Raw genomic sequence first — 13743 nt, 5'->3', positions numbered from 1 at the left:
TTATGATCAGCGGCACTACGATCGCTCTGGCGATCAGTCTCGAATGCGAACCCAAGCGGCAGCGCCACGGCCCTCGACCAAGGCCCTCGACAATGCCGCTTTTGGCCTTCATCCGCAAGGATACGGGTTGGCGAATCGATTGGCAGATTAGGCGCTTATTAGGCCCTTGTATTAGACCCTTGGGCCGCCGATTTAGCCAGCCTGACCCGGAAACGCTTTTACTGTGGCGGTATCGTGGCCGGTCCGGGGATGCCCGGAACGCCAAAGGGCGTTTCGGCGCGCTTTTTCAACGCATTTTATCCGCGCGAAGCGGTATCCGCTTCGCTCGAAAACGCCTTGCTCACGCAATCGTGGTCGGAGCGACGGGTTACATCGCCTCGTAATTGGGGCCGCCGCCGCCCTCCGGTGGAACCCAGGTGATGTTACCGTTCGGGTCCTTCACGTCGCAGGTTTTGCAGTGGACGCAGTTCTGGGCGTTGATCTGGAAACGCGGGCCGGAAGCTTCCTCGACCCATTCGTAAACGCCGGCCGGGCAATAGCGGTTCGACGGCCCGGCAAAGACGTCATGTTCCGAGGTCTTCTGCAGGTTGAGGTCCGCGACCTTCAGATGAACCGGCTGGTCTTCTTCGTGGTTGGTGTTCGACATGAAGACCGACGACAGCTTGTCGAAAGAAATCTTGCCGTCCGGCTTCGGATAGGCGATCGGCGCATGGGTCTTCGCCGGATCCAGCGTCTTGCGGTCGGGTTTGGCGTGGGACTGGGTTCCAAACAGCGAGAAGCCGAACAGCGAGTTGGTCCACATGTCGAGGCCGCCGAGTGCGACGCCGACGACGGTGCCGAACTTCGACCACAGCGGCTTGACGTTGCGAACCCGGTGCAGGTCCTTGCCGATGGCGGAATCCCGCCAGGCATTTTCGTATTCCGACAGCTCGTCATTGGCTCGGCCGGCACCGACCGCGCTGGCGACATATTCCGCCGCCAGCATGCCGGAACCCATCGCATTGTGGACGCCCTTGATGCGCGGCACGTTGACGAAACCCGCGGCGCAGCCGATCAGTGCGCCGCCCGGAAAACTCAAACGCGGCACCGACTGGTAGCCGCCCTCGGTGATGGCGCGGGCGCCATAGGCCAGCCGCTTGCCGCCCTCGAACACAGTCCGGATCGACGGGTGCGTCTTGAAGCGCTGGAATTCATCGAACGGCGACAGGTAAGGATCGTCGTAATTGAGATGCACGACGAAGCCGACCGCGACCTTGTTGTCGTCGTAGTGGTAGAGGAACGAGCCGCCGCCGGTCGAATTGTTCAGCGGCCAGCCGAACGAATGCTGGATCAGGCCCTTGTTGTGCTTGGCGGGATCGATCTCCCAGACTTCCTTCAGGCCGATGCCGAATTTCGGCGGCTCGCTGTTGGCGTCGAGCGAGTATTTCGCGATCAGCTGCTTGCTCAGGCTGCCGCGCGCGCCTTCGGCGAACAGCGTGTATTTGCCGAGCAGTTCCATGCCGCGGGTGTAGGAATCCTTGTGGCTGCCGTCCTTGGCGATGCCCATGTCGCCGGTCGCGATGCCGCGCACCGCGCCCTTGTCGTCGTACAGCACTTCAACCGCGGCGAAGCCCGGATAGATTTCGACGCCGAGCGCCTCCGCCTTCGGCGCCAGCCAGCGGCAGACATTGCCGAGCGAGCCGATATAGCAGTGATGGTTGTCCATCAGCGGCGGCATCATGAAGTTCGGCAGCCGGATCGCGCTGGTCGCCGTGGTCCAGTAGAAGCGGTCGTCCTTGACCTGGGTCTTGAGCGGACAGTCAGCATCTTCGCGCCAGTCCGGCACCAGTTTGTCGAGCGACACCGGATCGATCACCGCGCCCGACAGGATATGCGCGCCGACCTCGGAACCCTTCTCCACCACGACGATGTTGAGGTCCGCATTGAGCTGCTTGAGCCGGATCGCGGCCGCGAGGCCCGACGGGCCGGCGCCGACGATCACGACGTCAAATTCCATGGATTCGCGCGGGGGTAGTTCTTCGGTGCTCATGATCAGGTCCCGGCCCGGTTGAGAAGGCTTCTAAAGGTGCGTTGTTTCCGATTTTTCGGGGGAGGACAACCACGGAAATGACATCTGAGGCGTTTCGCGGCGGGCCGATCCGTCCTAGATAGATTGGCATAATGGATTTCATGCCCGAACCCACGCCTACCGCGCAGCAATTGCTGGCCTTTTATCTGGAGGCCGGGGTCGATTGCGCGCTTGGCGACGCGCCGGTCGACCGGTTGGCCGAGCCGGACAGCGTCCCGGTTGCCGCCGCCCCCCGCGAGATCGCGCCGCCACGACCGTCGCGGGAAATTCCGGCAGCGATGGCGGCCGCACCCCGGGCCGACGTGGCGCTGGCGCCGGACGAAGCGATTTCCTCCGCCCGGGAAGCGGCGCGAACCGCGCCCTCGCTGGAGGCCCTGCGGCAACTGCTCGAAAACTTCGACGGCTGCGCGCTGAAGCATACCGCCACGCGGCTGGTGTTCGCCGACGGCAACCCGCAGGCGCGCGTCATGTTCGTCGGCGAGGCGCCCGGACGCGACGAGGATATCGAGGGGCTGCCGTTCGTCGGCCGTTCCGGCAAATTGCTGGACCGGATGATCGCCACCATCGGGCTCGACCGCAGCAAGGCCTATATCGCCAACGTGATTCCGTGGCGGCCGCCCGGCAACCGGACGCCGACGCCGCAGGAAACCCAGATCTGCCTGCCGTTCATCCGGCGGCAGATCGAGCTGGTCAATCCCGACGTGCTGGTGACGCTCGGCAATCCCTCGACGCAGACGCTGCTGTCGACCCGCGACGGCATCATGAAGACCCGCGGGAAGTGGTTCGACTACGACACCGGTACGCGCATCATCCGCGCCATCGCGACGTTCCATCCGGCCTATCTGTTGCGCTCGCCGTCTTACAAGCGGATGACCTGGCAGGACCTGCGCGCGATCGCAAAGGCCCTGGAGAACCCGGCCCCGGCAACGTAGCAGGATCGATGGACAGCACGCGCGGCGATCACGGAAAAATCGAGCGCTATCGGGACTTCTTCGACCTGCAGCTTCGCTTCGCCGAAGCGGTTGCCGAGAAGACCTCGACGCCGATCGCCGACGCGGTCTTGCTCACCACCAACTTTCACCGCCGCTTTGGCCTTGGCGACGCGCCCGCCGATGACGCACTAGGTCCGGCATGGCAGCAATACGCGCGCGGGCTCGAAACTCTCGCGACGCATCCGCAGCGCGCGGACTGGACCCAGACGTTCTACGCAAAAGCCCCCGACGAGCGGTCCGCGTTTCCAAATCACGTCTTCGGCTGTTTTTCGTTTCATGCCGGCGACGCCACCGACATCGTACGTCTCCACTTCAATAACCGCGATGCCTTGAACCGCAACGTCTTGGGCCCGCTGAGCAAGCCCCGGGCGGAGGTGCGGCGGCACGAGCTCGAAAACATGTTCGCCTATATCAAAATGCGCTTTCCGAACGCCTGTTATGTCGAGGGACGCTCGTGGCTTTACGGCACCGAAGCCTATCGGCGACTGTTTCCCGAAGATTACGTAGGGTCGCGCGTCCTCATCAATAGCGGCGACCGGTTTCAGGGCATGTCGCGGTGGGGACAGTTCTTGGATCGTAAGGGCCACGTAAAGCCGGAGTTGAAGGACATGTTTCTACGAAACATCGCGCGGCTGAATCCAGACAGGCTTTGGGAGGCTTTTCCGCTGCCGTCATTTCGCGTGCGAGCACCGATCGGAGTGTTCTACGAGTGCTATGGAATTGGGGAACAGTAGTTCTGTCATTCCGGGGCGATGCGTAGCATCGAACCTCAGATGCGCAATTGCGCATCGGGGAATCTCGAGATTCCGGGTCTGGTCCTTCGGACCATCCCGGAATGACAGCGAGCTACTGCCCCTTCGGCCGCACGATGGCCCAGCCGACCCGCAGCAGCGGCAGGCGGCCGTTCACCAGCCATTCGAATGCGCGCGGGACTTCCGGCACCAGGCCGGGAAAGCGTTGCGCGAGTTCGGGCGGCGGCGTGCCTGACGTATCGGACGCGCGCCAGACCACGACGCCGCCGGTCTCGTTGAATTTCGCAACCGACAGCCACGGCGTCCGCTCCGGGGTGGCATCGAGCAGGAGATGCGGCCGGCTGTTATCCATCGCGATGAAGCTCGCCAGTTGCGGATCGCCCGTCACCGCGCGAAGCTTCTGGTTGGTTCGCCGTTCAAAGCTGTCGCCGAAGAAATGCGCGATCGCCTTCGCGGGCAGCGAGGTCGGCACATCGGCACTGCCGGTCCAGGGCAGAAACAACGTGGCCGCGATCGCCACGAAGGCAGGTGCCGCAACCGCCGCCGCCCAGACCGAGCGCAACAGGCGCTGGCGCCTGAGATGAATGAGGTCACCGGTCGCAACGATCGCGGCCAGTCCGGACATCAGCAAGGCAACGCCGGGGCCGCCCGCAACGCGGTCGAGATTGAACACACCGGCGACCAGGCTGCCGAGCAGCGCCGGACCGATGGCAAAGCAATAGACAAACTGGCGCGCCAGCGGATCGACCGGCGGCCGGTAGATGATCGGCGCGTCCTCCGCGTGGCGGGCGAACCAGCCGGAGTTGAGCACCGCCAGCAGCACGACGCCTGACATCGCCAGCACCAGGCCGCCGAGCAATCCGCCCCAATGCAGCGCGCGGGCAGAGAGATCATTGATCGCCGGCCACGGCGGCATCGTCAGCACGTCGGCGCGGATGATCCAGATCAGCCAGGGCAGCGCCAGCACGACGATCACCAGCAGCGCATAAAGCGGATCGAGCGACATCAGGGTGCGCCGCCCGCGCACGGTGGCGACCGCAAAGCCTGCGACCAGCAGCAACAGCCCGATCGCCGCCGAGGTCGTCAGCAGCAGCAGGCCGGCCTCGATCGACCAGGCGAACCAGGCGCTGCGCCGGTTCTGGCCGATGATCTGCCATGAATGCAGCAGCAGCAGCGCCCAAAGCGGCCGCGCCAGCACCAGGGGGCCGAATTCGACGCCGGGCGAGCTGAAGGCCACCACCGTCATCGAGAGCAGCACCGCGAGCACCGCCTGCTGTCCGCCGACGATAGAACGCGCGAGCTGATAGAAGCTCCAGAAGGTGACGATCGCGCAGAGCTGTGCCAGCAGATAGACGCCGAACATGTGATTGCCGACGGCGCGGAACGCGATGTCGGCGAGCCAGAACGCCAGCGGCGGACCGAAATAGGTTCCAACCTGGTACTCGCGGCCAAAAGCCAGCACGGTCGCCAGTTCCCCGGGCGGGCTGCGATAGAACAGCACCGGCAGCATCAGCCAAAGCGTGGCCTGCAGCAGCACCACAAGCCAGACCACCAGCCGCGGCCGGGCGCGGATCAGTTCGACAACCAGGGAGGTGAAACGCATGAACCGTCCGAAATGCCCGGGCGAGCCGCCCTGTCCGATGACATTTGATAGAGCGCAGCGGTCGCCGAGGCAACCATAGCGTTTTCGAGCGAAGCATGCCCTCGGACTTGATCCGTGGGTGGCCCCGGTTCGCGTCAAGAAAACGCGTCAGAAAAATAAAAGTCCTAAATGGCTACCGAGGCTTCGGTCACGATCTGCGTTTCGACCGTGAACAGGTCGCGCTCGATGACGACGGTCTGCGGCGCGTGCTTCTCGCGCGCCGCGACCACAGGCGCGAAGAAGCGGCGATGGTGGACGCTGGGGCCGAGCCGGTCCAGCGCCTCGCGATGTTCCGGCACCGCGTAGCCCTTGTGGGTCTCGAAACCGTAGCCGGGGCAATCCAGCGCCAGCGCGCACATCAGACGGTCACGTGTCACCTTGGCGATGATGGAGGCGGCGGCGATCGACATCACAATGCCGTCGCCACCGATCACGGCATCGCAGTCGCAGGCGACGTCGATCCGGTCGCGGCCGTCGACAAAGACATGTCTCGGGTTTTCAGGCAGCGCCTGCACGGCACGCGTCAGCGCCCACAGCGAGGCACGCAGGATATTGTCGCGGTCGATCCGCGCCGGCGAGGCAAAGGCGACCGCAAACGACGATGTCGCGCAGATCTCCTCGAACAATTCCTCGCGGCGCTCGGCGGTGAGCCGTTTGGAATCGTCGATTCCCTTTGGGATTCGCTTGGGATCCAGCACCACGGCGGCGGCCACCACGGGACCCGCCAGCGGCCCGCGCCCGGCCTCGTCGCAACCGGCCACCGGCCAGACCCCGCGCTTGATCAGCGCGCGCTCGCGGCGAAAGCTCGGCGGCGTCACCGCGATCACACCTTTGGCGGGCTTGGCGCTTATCTTTGAAGACTTGTCCCGAATCATGCCGGGATGGTGCGTAAGCGGGCGCCATGGCGCAACCGGGAACCGGACGAAATTCCCGCTATTCCATCGCAGGACTAGTCCGGCAGATGAACCCGCCGGTCGTCGCCGACCTCGATGCCCGGCGCGACCACGACCTCCCAGGGATGGTTGTCGGGATCGCCGAAATAGCCGGAGTAGCCGCCATAGTCGGTCTTGTGCGCCGCCTTCAGCAGCGAGGCGCCCTTCGAAATTGCGAAATCCAGCACCTGGTCGACCTCCTCGACCGAGCCGCAGTTCCAGGCCAGCGTCACCCCGCGAAAGGCTTTTGGCCGCGGCTCGTCCGGCAGCGTGACATCAGCTGCCAACTGATCCCACGGGAAAAGCCCGATCACCGTGCCGCCGGTATCGAAGAAGGCCACCGCCTCGCCGGTGGCGCGAAATTTACGCGCAAAACCCAGGGCTTCATAAAAGGCGATGCTGGCGCGCATGTCGCTGACGCCGAGCGTAACGACGGTGAAGCGCGGGATGGGTGGTTGGTTACTCATGTTATCCGTCTTACTTCCTCATCCGTCATTCCGGGGCGCGAAGCGAACCCGGAATCTCGAGATTCCCCGATGCGCAATTGCGCATCTGAGGTTCGATGCTTCGCATCGCCCCGGAATGACGAACAGTATCGTCGCTAAAACAAACTCAACTGCTGGCCGCTTCGCTTCGGCTTGATGAAATGATCGGTCGTCAGCTTCGAGCGGCGCTTGTTGAGACCGAGCTTCTCGCAGGCGACTTCGAACCGGCGTCCGATCATCCAGGCCATCGGGCCGGAGCCTTTCATCCGCGTGCCCCACTGCGAGTCATAGTCGCGGCCGCCGCGCATGTCGCGGATCAGGGTAAAGACGTGGCGATAACGGTCGGGATAGTTCGCCATCAGCCATTCGCGAAACAGGTCGCGCACTTCCAGCGGCAGCCGCAGCAATACGTAACTCGCTTCCTTGGCGCCGGCATGCGCCGCCGCATCGAGAATCCGCTCGATTTCGGAATCGTTCAGCGCGGGAATCACCGGCGCGACCATCACGGTCGCCGGAATGCCGGCGTCCGCCAGTTTCCGGATCGCCTCCAGCCGCTTCGGCGGCGTCGAGGCCCGCGGCTCCATGGTGCGCGCGAGTTTGGGATCGAGCGTCGTCACTGACAGCGCGACCTTGACCAAGTTGCGCTTGGCCATCCGCGAGAGAATATCGATGTCGCGCGTCACCAGCGCCGATTTGGTGACGATGCCGACCGGATGGCCGGCGCGCTCGAGCACTTCGAGAATGCCGCGCATGATTTTGTGCTCGCGCTCGATCGGCTGGTACGGGTCGGTGTTGGTCCCGATCGCGATCATGCGCGGTTCGTAACCGGGCGCCGCCAGTTCCTTCTCGAGCAGTTCGGGCGCATCGGGCTTGGCGACCAGCTTGGACTCGAAATCGAGCCCGGGCGACAGGCCGAGATAGGCATGGGTCGGCCGCGCGAAGCAGTAGACGCAGCCATGCTCGCAGCCGCGATACGGGTTGATCGAGCGGTCGAACCCGATATCGGGCGAGTCGTTGCGGGCGATCACCTTGCGCGAGGTGTCGATGGTAACGGTGGTCTTGAACGGCGGCAGATCGTCGAGGCTTTGCCAGCCGTCATCGAAGGCGACCCGCGCCTCGGCCTCGAACCGGCCAGAGTCGTTGGACTGGGCGCCGCGGCCGCGCCGCCGCTCGCGCTCGATGGCGACCGCGAGTTCGGGAAAAGGAGTCGCACCCGCCGGTTCGGAGGGCGCCGTGACCGGCGGGTGCTTGAGGGCATGAGAGGATGCTCGGCTCATGATCCGTACATAGCACGCCTTGAGAACAAATCAAGAACATGAATCGCAACGATCCACACCGCGCGCGAAAAAAGCTGATTGACCCACAGTTAGCGGCTGCCGCAAAAAACTGCACTACGGTGGCTGTTTTGAATGTGACAAGGTGATAACAGTGCAGCGTTTTTCACCGTTTGAGCCACCGAAGCCTCATTCATGCTGAGCGTCATCATTCCGACCGAAGGCGTCGAACAGACCGCCGTCGCCACCTTGGCGGCGCTGGTGCCGGGCGCCGCTGCCGGCATCATCCGCGAGGTGCTGCTGGTCGATCGCGCCGGAACCGGGGTCATCGAACGAGTCGCCGACGTGGCCGGCTGCCGTTTTCTGTCGTTTGAGGGAACCCGCGCCGCGGCGATGGCGGCGGGCGCGCGGAGTTCGCGCTCGCCCTGGCTGATGTTCCTGCACGCCGGCGCCGTGCTCGACAGTGGTTGGATCGAAGAGACCTCGCAGTTCATCCAGGGCGTCGCCAGCAGCGGCCGGCCCCGCGCCGGCGTCTTCCGCTACGCCCGTTCGCCCTATGCCGACACCGGCTTTCGCGACAGCCTGAAATTCGTCGCCCGCATGTTCGCCGGGCCGTCGGCGGAACAGGGGCTCCTGATCGCGCGCGACCATTACGACCGGCTTGGCGGCTATCGGCCGGACTCCCGCCGTTCCGAGGCGCGGCTGCTGCGCCAGCTCGGCCGCTCCGCGCGCACCACCCTGCGCAGCCGGATCATGGTGGTGGCCTGAACCATCCGCTAGACGATCCTTGGCCTGCGACGAGGGCCGGACACAAAATCGCTAAAACAACCCCATGCAAAGTAGGACGGGAACCGGTTCGTGCGGAAATACTTGCCAAAGTCAAACAATTAATTGATAATGGCAACTATCGAGGTGCGCCATGTCCCAGACGGATTCCGATCACCAGGTCGCGGCGGTTCGCGCCTTCAACCGCTTCTATACCCGCAAGCTCGGCGTGCTCGACCAACAACTGCTGAAGAGCCCGTATTCGCTGAGCGAGGCGCGGGTGCTGTACGAACTCGCCCATCGCGAAGATCTGTCCGCCAAGGAAATCGGCAACGAGCTGGGCCTCGACGCCGGCTACCTCAGCCGGATCGTCCAGAATTTCGACGAGAACGGCCTGATCACGCGCAAGCCGCTGCCGACGGATCGCCGGCAATACCGGCTCGGCCTGACCGCCAAGGGCCGGCAGGCCTTTGCCAGGCTCGAGCGCAGTTCGCAGGAAGATGTCGGCGCGATGCTGGCAGCCCTACCGGCAAGCGGCAGCCAAAAGCTGATCGGCGCCATGGCCGTGATCGAACGGCTGCTCGGCGCGCCGGATGCCCCGCCGCCGGCAGCCATCCTGCGCGGCCCCCGCCCCGGCGACATGGGATGGGTGGTGCAGAGCCACGGCGCGCTCTACGCCAGCGAATACGGCTTCGATTCCTCGTTCGAGGGCCTGGTCGCGGAGATCACCGCGAAATTCCTCGCCTCGTTCGACGCGTCGCGGGAACGCTGCTGGATCGCCGACATCGATGGCGCGCAGGTCGGCTCGGTATTTCTGGTGCGGCATAGCGACGATGTCGCGAAAATTCGCCTGCTGCTGGTCGATCCGGCCGGACGCGGACAGCGATTGGGCCAGCGGCTGGTCGCCGAGTGCATCGCGTTCGCGAAGGCCTGCGGCTATCGCAAGATCACCTTGTGGACCCAGAGCATTTTGCTCGCCGCCCGCAAGATCTATCAGGATGCCGGCTTCGTGCTGGTCGCGAGCGAGGCGAACCGCAGTTTCGGTCAAAGCCTGGTCAGCGAAACCTGGGAGCTGGAGCTGTGAAGCCGGGGCGCCGCGACACATCATCGCGGCGCATCACGCCGGATCTGATCGCGTTCTACACGAAACGCGCGCACGAATTGCGGGCGGAATATTATCGCAATATGTGGCGCGCGATCTGGGATCTGCTGACCGGCATCGGCCGGCGCTAACAGTCAGTTGTAACCACCGTCATTCCGGGGCGATGCGCAGCATCGAACCTCAGATGCGCAATTGCGCATCGGGGAATCTCGAGATTCCGGGTTCGCGCCAAATGGCGCGCCCCGGAATGACAGCGGAATCAAGCCGAGGCGCCCTTCGCCTTCGGCCGCCGCAGATGCTCATCCAGCCGCGGCATGATCTCGACGAAATTGCAGGGGCGCGTGCGGTAATCGAGCTGGGCAGCGAGGATGCCATCCCAGCCGTCACGGCAGGCGCCTGGCGATCCCGGCAGGCAGAATATGAAGGTCGCGCCGGCGACGCCGGCGGTGGCGCGGCTCTGGATCGTCGAGGTGCCGATCTTGGCGTGGCTCAGCATGTGAAAGGCGATGGAAAAACCATCCATCCGCTTTTCGAACAAGGGCTCGATCGCCTCCGGCGTGACGTCGCGGCCGGTAAAGCCGGTGCCGCCAGTCGTGATGATGGCGTCGACGCTGGGATCGGCGATCCATCGCCGGATCACGACCCGGATCGCGTCGACATCGTCGACGATGATCTCGCGCGCCGCGAGATGATGACCGGCCGCCGTCAGCCGGTCCGCCAGCGTAGCGCCGGATTTGTCATCGGCCAGCGAACGCGTGTCGGAAATCGTCAGCACCGCGATATTGAGCGGGACGAATTGCTTGGTTTCGTTGGTGGAGGACATTGGCCGTTCTCTTCGTCATGCCCGGGCTTGTCCCGGGCATCCACGCATTCAAACTGTCTCAGAAGTATAGACGTGGATGGCCGGGACAAGCCCGGCCATGACGATCGATACTTTTACTGGCTACAACGCGCCCGCACCGAACGTGTTGCAGGCCTGCACCGTGCCCTGCTGATAGCCGGTCATGAACCATTGCTTGCGCTGCGCGGCGGAGCCGTGGGTGAAGGAATCCGGCACCACCCTGCCCGTCGCCTGCCGCTGCAGCGTGTCGTCGCCGATCGCGCTCGCCGTGGTCAGCGCCGCGTCGATATCGCCGGCTTCGAGGAAGCCCGGACGTTTCTTCTCTTCGCGGTTGACCCAGACACCGGACAGGCAATCGGCCTGCAGCTCGACCTTGACCTGCAGCGCGTTGGCCTCGGCCTTGCTGCCGGCCTGCTGCTGCAGCCGCGTCACCCGCGGCAGGATGCCGAGCAGGTTCTGGATGTGATGCCCGGCTTCATGCGCGATGATATAGGCGGCGGTGAATTTACAAGCGTTGCCCGAGCAGCCGCGGAAGCGCGTCTCGACCTCGCGGAAGAAATTGGTGTCGAGGAAGATCTGCTTGTCCGGCGGGCAGTAGAACGGCCCCATCGCCGACTGCGCCATGCCGCAGCGTCCGCCATTGGTGGCGTTGCGGAACAGCACGATGCGCGGACCGGAATAGGATTGCCCGCTGGCCTGGAAAATCTCGCTCCAGCGATCGTCGATCTCGCCGAGCACGCCGGAGATCATGCTGCCCATCTCGTCCTTCGGCGCGCCGGTCTTGGCCGGCCCCGAGCGACGGTCGGTCTGGTAGGTCGGCGCCTGGTTGCCGCCGGTGAGGATTTCAGCGCCGCCGATCAGGATGCGCGGGTCGATGCCGAAGGCATAGCCGACCAGGCCGAGCACGATGATGGTACCGATGCCGAGCCCGCCGCCGCCCATCGGAAGACCGAAACCGCCACCGCCACCCATTCCGCCGCCGCTATCGTCGCGACGGTCATCGATATCGTCGCTGCGGCGAAAATCATCGTAACGCATGGCGGTATTTCCTCATCCCGGCTGGTGGCACAGATACCCAACGCAGCAGTCACGTAAAATTTCCATCCCGTTAATCAATAACCCGCCCGGCAATTATTGCCTAGTCCGCATAAGCGGCAATCTCTTCTCGGCAAATCTCGCTCGGTAGTATGACGGGTTAAGTCGATTTTTACTTTGCCCGGTCAATGTATCGCCAGTCGGTTGTTTAGTCCCGCGTCGCCGACAGCGTCGCCTGAGTCAGAGTAGTTGAGTCATGGTTGTGTCGCGTCGCGGGGCGTCTGCAAGGGCGCCCCGCACTAAATTCGAGTTCGATTCCAGCGCTCGCATCGTCGTCGGCGATTGCGTCGCCGAGATGTCGAAGCTTCCGGCTGGCTCGGTCGATCTGGTGTTCGCAGATCCGCCGTACAATCTGCAGCTCAAAGGCGATCTCAAGCGCCCTGACGAATCTCATGTCGATGCCGTCAACAACGACTGGGACAAGTTCTCGTCCTTTGCCGCCTATGACGATTTCACCCGCGCCTGGCTCCTAGCCTGCCGCCGGATCATGAAACCGTCGGCCACCTTGTGGGTGATCGGCTCCTACCACAACATTTTCCGCGTCGGCGCCATCATGCAGGACCTCGGCTTCTGGGTTCTCAATGACATTGTGTGGCGCAAGACCAATCCGATGCCGAACTTCCGCGGCCGCCGCTTCACCAATGCCCACGAGACCATGATCTGGGCGGCGCGCGACGAAAAGGCCAAGGGCTATACCTTCAACTACGAAGCGTTGAAGGCCGCCAACGAGGACGTGCAGGCGCGTTCGGACTGGCTGATTCCGTTGTGCACCGGCGAAGAACGCCTCAAAGGCGCCGACGGCAAGAAGGTGCATCCGACCCAGAAGCCCGAGGGCCTGCTGGCACGTGTGCTGCTGTCGTCGTCCAAACCCGGCGATCTCGTCATCGATCCCTTCAACGGCACCGGCACCACCGGCGCCGTGGCAAAACGTCTCGGCCGCCGCTACATCGGCTTCGAGCGCGACCAGACCTATGCAGCTGCGGCAGAACAACGCATCGCCGCGGTCGAACCGCTCCCCGAAGCCACGCTGGCGCCGTTCATGACGGCACGCGACGCCCCGCGCGTGGCGTTCTCCGAACTGATCGAGCGCGGCATGATTTCGCCCGGCACCAGACTGGTCGATTCCAAAAAGCGCCACGGCGCCCTGGTCCGCGCCGACGGCGCCATCATGCTCGGCGACAAGGTCGGCTCGATCCACCGCATCGGCGCGGTAGCGCAGGGCTCCGGCGCCTGCAACGGCTGGACCTTCTGGCACGTCGAGACCAAGAAGGGCCTGCGCCTGATCGACGAGCTGCGCGCCGAAATCCGCTCCGGGATGGCGGCGGGCTGAGCCTGCGCCGCGTTCACGCCCTTTCGACTTGATTGCTGTCGAAAGCCGGACCTAGAATAGGCCATATCAGTTGCTGTTTCGATTGGTCCGCCGATGCGACCTCGATCCGAGACATTGCTGCTCCTGCCGCTGCTGCCGATATTCTTCGTCGGCATGTTCCCGGTGCTGCTGGTCGGCATGCTGGGATCCGCCGGCCTCGTCATCTTCGGCATCCTCCTGATCCGCGTCGGCCTTGCCGTCACCATGGACGCCCATGGTGATTTCAATCGGGAAGTGATCGCCCATGGCTATGCGCGGGGGCCGGATCGCGCCATCCAGGTCTCCGACCTGCAGTCGGCAACGCGCATGGCTGTGCCGCTGCACCTCTCAGGAGCAGCGATGATGGTTGCGGGTATCGCAGGCCTCTTCCTGGTCGGCTGATCGACGCGCCATGCGGGCCGCCATTCACGAACTCGTCGGTTGCGC

Annotated in this window: 14 protein-coding genes; 7 read left to right on the top strand and 7 right to left on the bottom strand. The window is 64.2% G+C overall.

What is annotated here, in order from left to right:
- Positions 1-367: 367 nt before the first annotated feature.
- Positions 368-2029 carry an electron transfer flavoprotein-ubiquinone oxidoreductase gene (locus FFI89_RS08110; protein ID WP_138834510.1) on the bottom strand — a complete coding sequence of 554 codons (1662 nt, stop codon included), beginning with the start codon at positions 2027-2029 and terminating at the stop codon, positions 368-370.
- A 140-nt stretch (positions 2030-2169) separates the two neighbouring features.
- On the opposite strand from FFI89_RS08110, the gene FFI89_RS08105 reads away from it, so the two are divergent.
- Both FFI89_RS08105 and FFI89_RS08100 read left to right on the top strand, forming a co-directional pair.
- Positions 2170-3000, top strand: a complete 831-nt coding sequence (locus FFI89_RS08105) for a uracil-DNA glycosylase family protein (RefSeq protein ID WP_138834508.1) — start codon at positions 2170-2172, stop codon at positions 2998-3000.
- 8 nt (positions 3001-3008) lie between these two features.
- Positions 3009-3794, top strand: coding sequence for a hypothetical protein (locus FFI89_RS08100; protein ID WP_138834506.1), 786 nt, complete (start codon positions 3009-3011; stop codon positions 3792-3794).
- A 112-nt stretch (positions 3795-3906) separates the two neighbouring features.
- Here FFI89_RS08100 and FFI89_RS08095 read toward each other — a convergent pair whose 3' ends face one another.
- From FFI89_RS08095 to FFI89_RS08080, 4 genes are all read right to left on the bottom strand, one after another.
- Positions 3907-5415: a glycosyltransferase family 39 protein gene (locus tag FFI89_RS08095; protein WP_138834504.1), complete on the bottom strand. Its 1509-nt coding sequence runs from the start codon at positions 5413-5415 to the stop codon at positions 3907-3909.
- A 164-nt stretch (positions 5416-5579) separates the two neighbouring features.
- A complete protein-coding gene (locus FFI89_RS08090; RefSeq protein ID WP_138834502.1) occupies positions 5580-6329 on the bottom strand; it encodes a ribonuclease HII in 750 nt (249 codons plus the stop codon).
- Positions 6330-6403: 74 nt separating this feature from the next.
- Positions 6404-6853: a VOC family protein gene (locus tag FFI89_RS08085; protein WP_138834500.1), complete on the bottom strand. Its 450-nt coding sequence runs from the start codon at positions 6851-6853 to the stop codon at positions 6404-6406.
- A gap of 134 nt (positions 6854-6987) precedes the next feature.
- The gene (locus FFI89_RS08080) at positions 6988-8148 is read right to left on the bottom strand and encodes a PA0069 family radical SAM protein (RefSeq protein WP_138834498.1); all 1161 of its coding nucleotides are present in this window, start codon (positions 8146-8148) and stop codon (positions 6988-6990) included.
- Between the two features lie 192 nt (positions 8149-8340).
- Here FFI89_RS08080 and FFI89_RS08075 point away from each other — a divergent pair, with 192 nt between their 5' ends.
- The 3 genes from FFI89_RS08075 (at position 8341) to FFI89_RS34270 (ending at position 10143) form a co-directional block, all read left to right on the top strand.
- Complete coding sequence (locus tag FFI89_RS08075; RefSeq protein ID WP_138834496.1) at positions 8341-8913, top strand: glycosyl transferase; 573 nt, start codon at positions 8341-8343, stop codon at positions 8911-8913.
- A gap of 151 nt (positions 8914-9064) precedes the next feature.
- Positions 9065-9994: a helix-turn-helix domain-containing GNAT family N-acetyltransferase gene (locus tag FFI89_RS08070; RefSeq protein ID WP_138834494.1), complete on the top strand. Its 930-nt coding sequence runs from the start codon at positions 9065-9067 to the stop codon at positions 9992-9994.
- Positions 9991-10143: an RSP_7527 family protein gene (locus FFI89_RS34270; protein ID WP_168212828.1), complete on the top strand. Its 153-nt coding sequence runs from the start codon at positions 9991-9993 to the stop codon at positions 10141-10143. The genes FFI89_RS08070 and FFI89_RS34270 overlap by 4 nt, the downstream gene beginning before the upstream one ends.
- A gap of 128 nt (positions 10144-10271) precedes the next feature.
- Here the strand turns inward: FFI89_RS34270 and moaB are convergent, their stop codons facing one another.
- Positions 10272-10835, bottom strand: coding sequence for a molybdenum cofactor biosynthesis protein B (moaB, locus tag FFI89_RS08065; RefSeq protein ID WP_138834492.1), 564 nt, complete (start codon positions 10833-10835; stop codon positions 10272-10274).
- Positions 10836-10955: 120 nt separating this feature from the next.
- Positions 10956-11891 carry a neutral zinc metallopeptidase gene (locus FFI89_RS08060; RefSeq protein WP_138834490.1) on the bottom strand — a complete coding sequence of 312 codons (936 nt, stop codon included), beginning with the start codon at positions 11889-11891 and terminating at the stop codon, positions 10956-10958.
- Between the two features lie 253 nt (positions 11892-12144).
- Here FFI89_RS08060 and FFI89_RS08055 point away from each other — a divergent pair, with 253 nt between their 5' ends.
- A complete protein-coding gene (locus tag FFI89_RS08055; protein WP_138834488.1) occupies positions 12145-13278 on the top strand; it encodes a site-specific DNA-methyltransferase in 1134 nt (377 codons plus the stop codon).
- Between the two features lie 93 nt (positions 13279-13371).
- A complete protein-coding gene (locus FFI89_RS08050) occupies positions 13372-13698 on the top strand; it encodes a hypothetical protein (RefSeq protein WP_138834486.1) in 327 nt (108 codons plus the stop codon).
- Positions 13699-13743: the final 45 nt, after the last annotated feature.

The organism is Bradyrhizobium sp. KBS0727 (assembly GCF_005937885.2).
Classification (GTDB): domain Bacteria; phylum Pseudomonadota; class Alphaproteobacteria; order Rhizobiales; family Xanthobacteraceae; genus Bradyrhizobium.
Note: the sequence above shows the minus strand (reverse complement) of the source record. Positions and strands in the feature narration are given on the sequence as shown.

Bases quoted from the DNA above. Each gene is read 5' to 3' on its own strand.
- FFI89_RS08110 (WP_138834510.1), bottom strand. From the start codon at position 2,029: ATGAGCACCGAAGAACTACCCCCGCGCGAATCCATGGAATTTGACGTC.
- FFI89_RS08105 (WP_138834508.1), top strand. From the start codon at position 2,170: ATGCCCGAACCCACGCCTACCGCGCAGCAATTGCTGGCCTTTTATCTG.
- FFI89_RS08100 (WP_138834506.1), top strand. From the start codon at position 3,009: ATGGACAGCACGCGCGGCGATCACGGAAAAATCGAGCGCTATCGGGAC.
- FFI89_RS08095 (WP_138834504.1), bottom strand. From the start codon at position 5,415: ATGCGTTTCACCTCCCTGGTTGTCGAACTGATCCGCGCCCGGCCGCGG.
- FFI89_RS08090 (WP_138834502.1), bottom strand. From the start codon at position 6,329: ATGATTCGGGACAAGTCTTCAAAGATAAGCGCCAAGCCCGCCAAAGGT.
- FFI89_RS08085 (WP_138834500.1), bottom strand. From the start codon at position 6,853: ATGAGTAACCAACCACCCATCCCGCGCTTCACCGTCGTTACGCTCGGC.
- FFI89_RS08080 (WP_138834498.1), bottom strand. From the start codon at position 8,148: ATGAGCCGAGCATCCTCTCATGCCCTCAAGCACCCGCCGGTCACGGCG.
- FFI89_RS08075 (WP_138834496.1), top strand. From the start codon at position 8,341: ATGCTGAGCGTCATCATTCCGACCGAAGGCGTCGAACAGACCGCCGTC.
- FFI89_RS08070 (WP_138834494.1), top strand. From the start codon at position 9,065: ATGTCCCAGACGGATTCCGATCACCAGGTCGCGGCGGTTCGCGCCTTC.
- moaB (WP_138834492.1), bottom strand. From the start codon at position 10,835: ATGTCCTCCACCAACGAAACCAAGCAATTCGTCCCGCTCAATATCGCG.
- FFI89_RS08060 (WP_138834490.1), bottom strand. From the start codon at position 11,891: ATGCGTTACGATGATTTTCGCCGCAGCGACGATATCGATGACCGTCGC.
- FFI89_RS08055 (WP_138834488.1), top strand. From the start codon at position 12,145: ATGGTTGTGTCGCGTCGCGGGGCGTCTGCAAGGGCGCCCCGCACTAAA.
- FFI89_RS08050 (WP_138834486.1), top strand. From the start codon at position 13,372: ATGCGACCTCGATCCGAGACATTGCTGCTCCTGCCGCTGCTGCCGATA.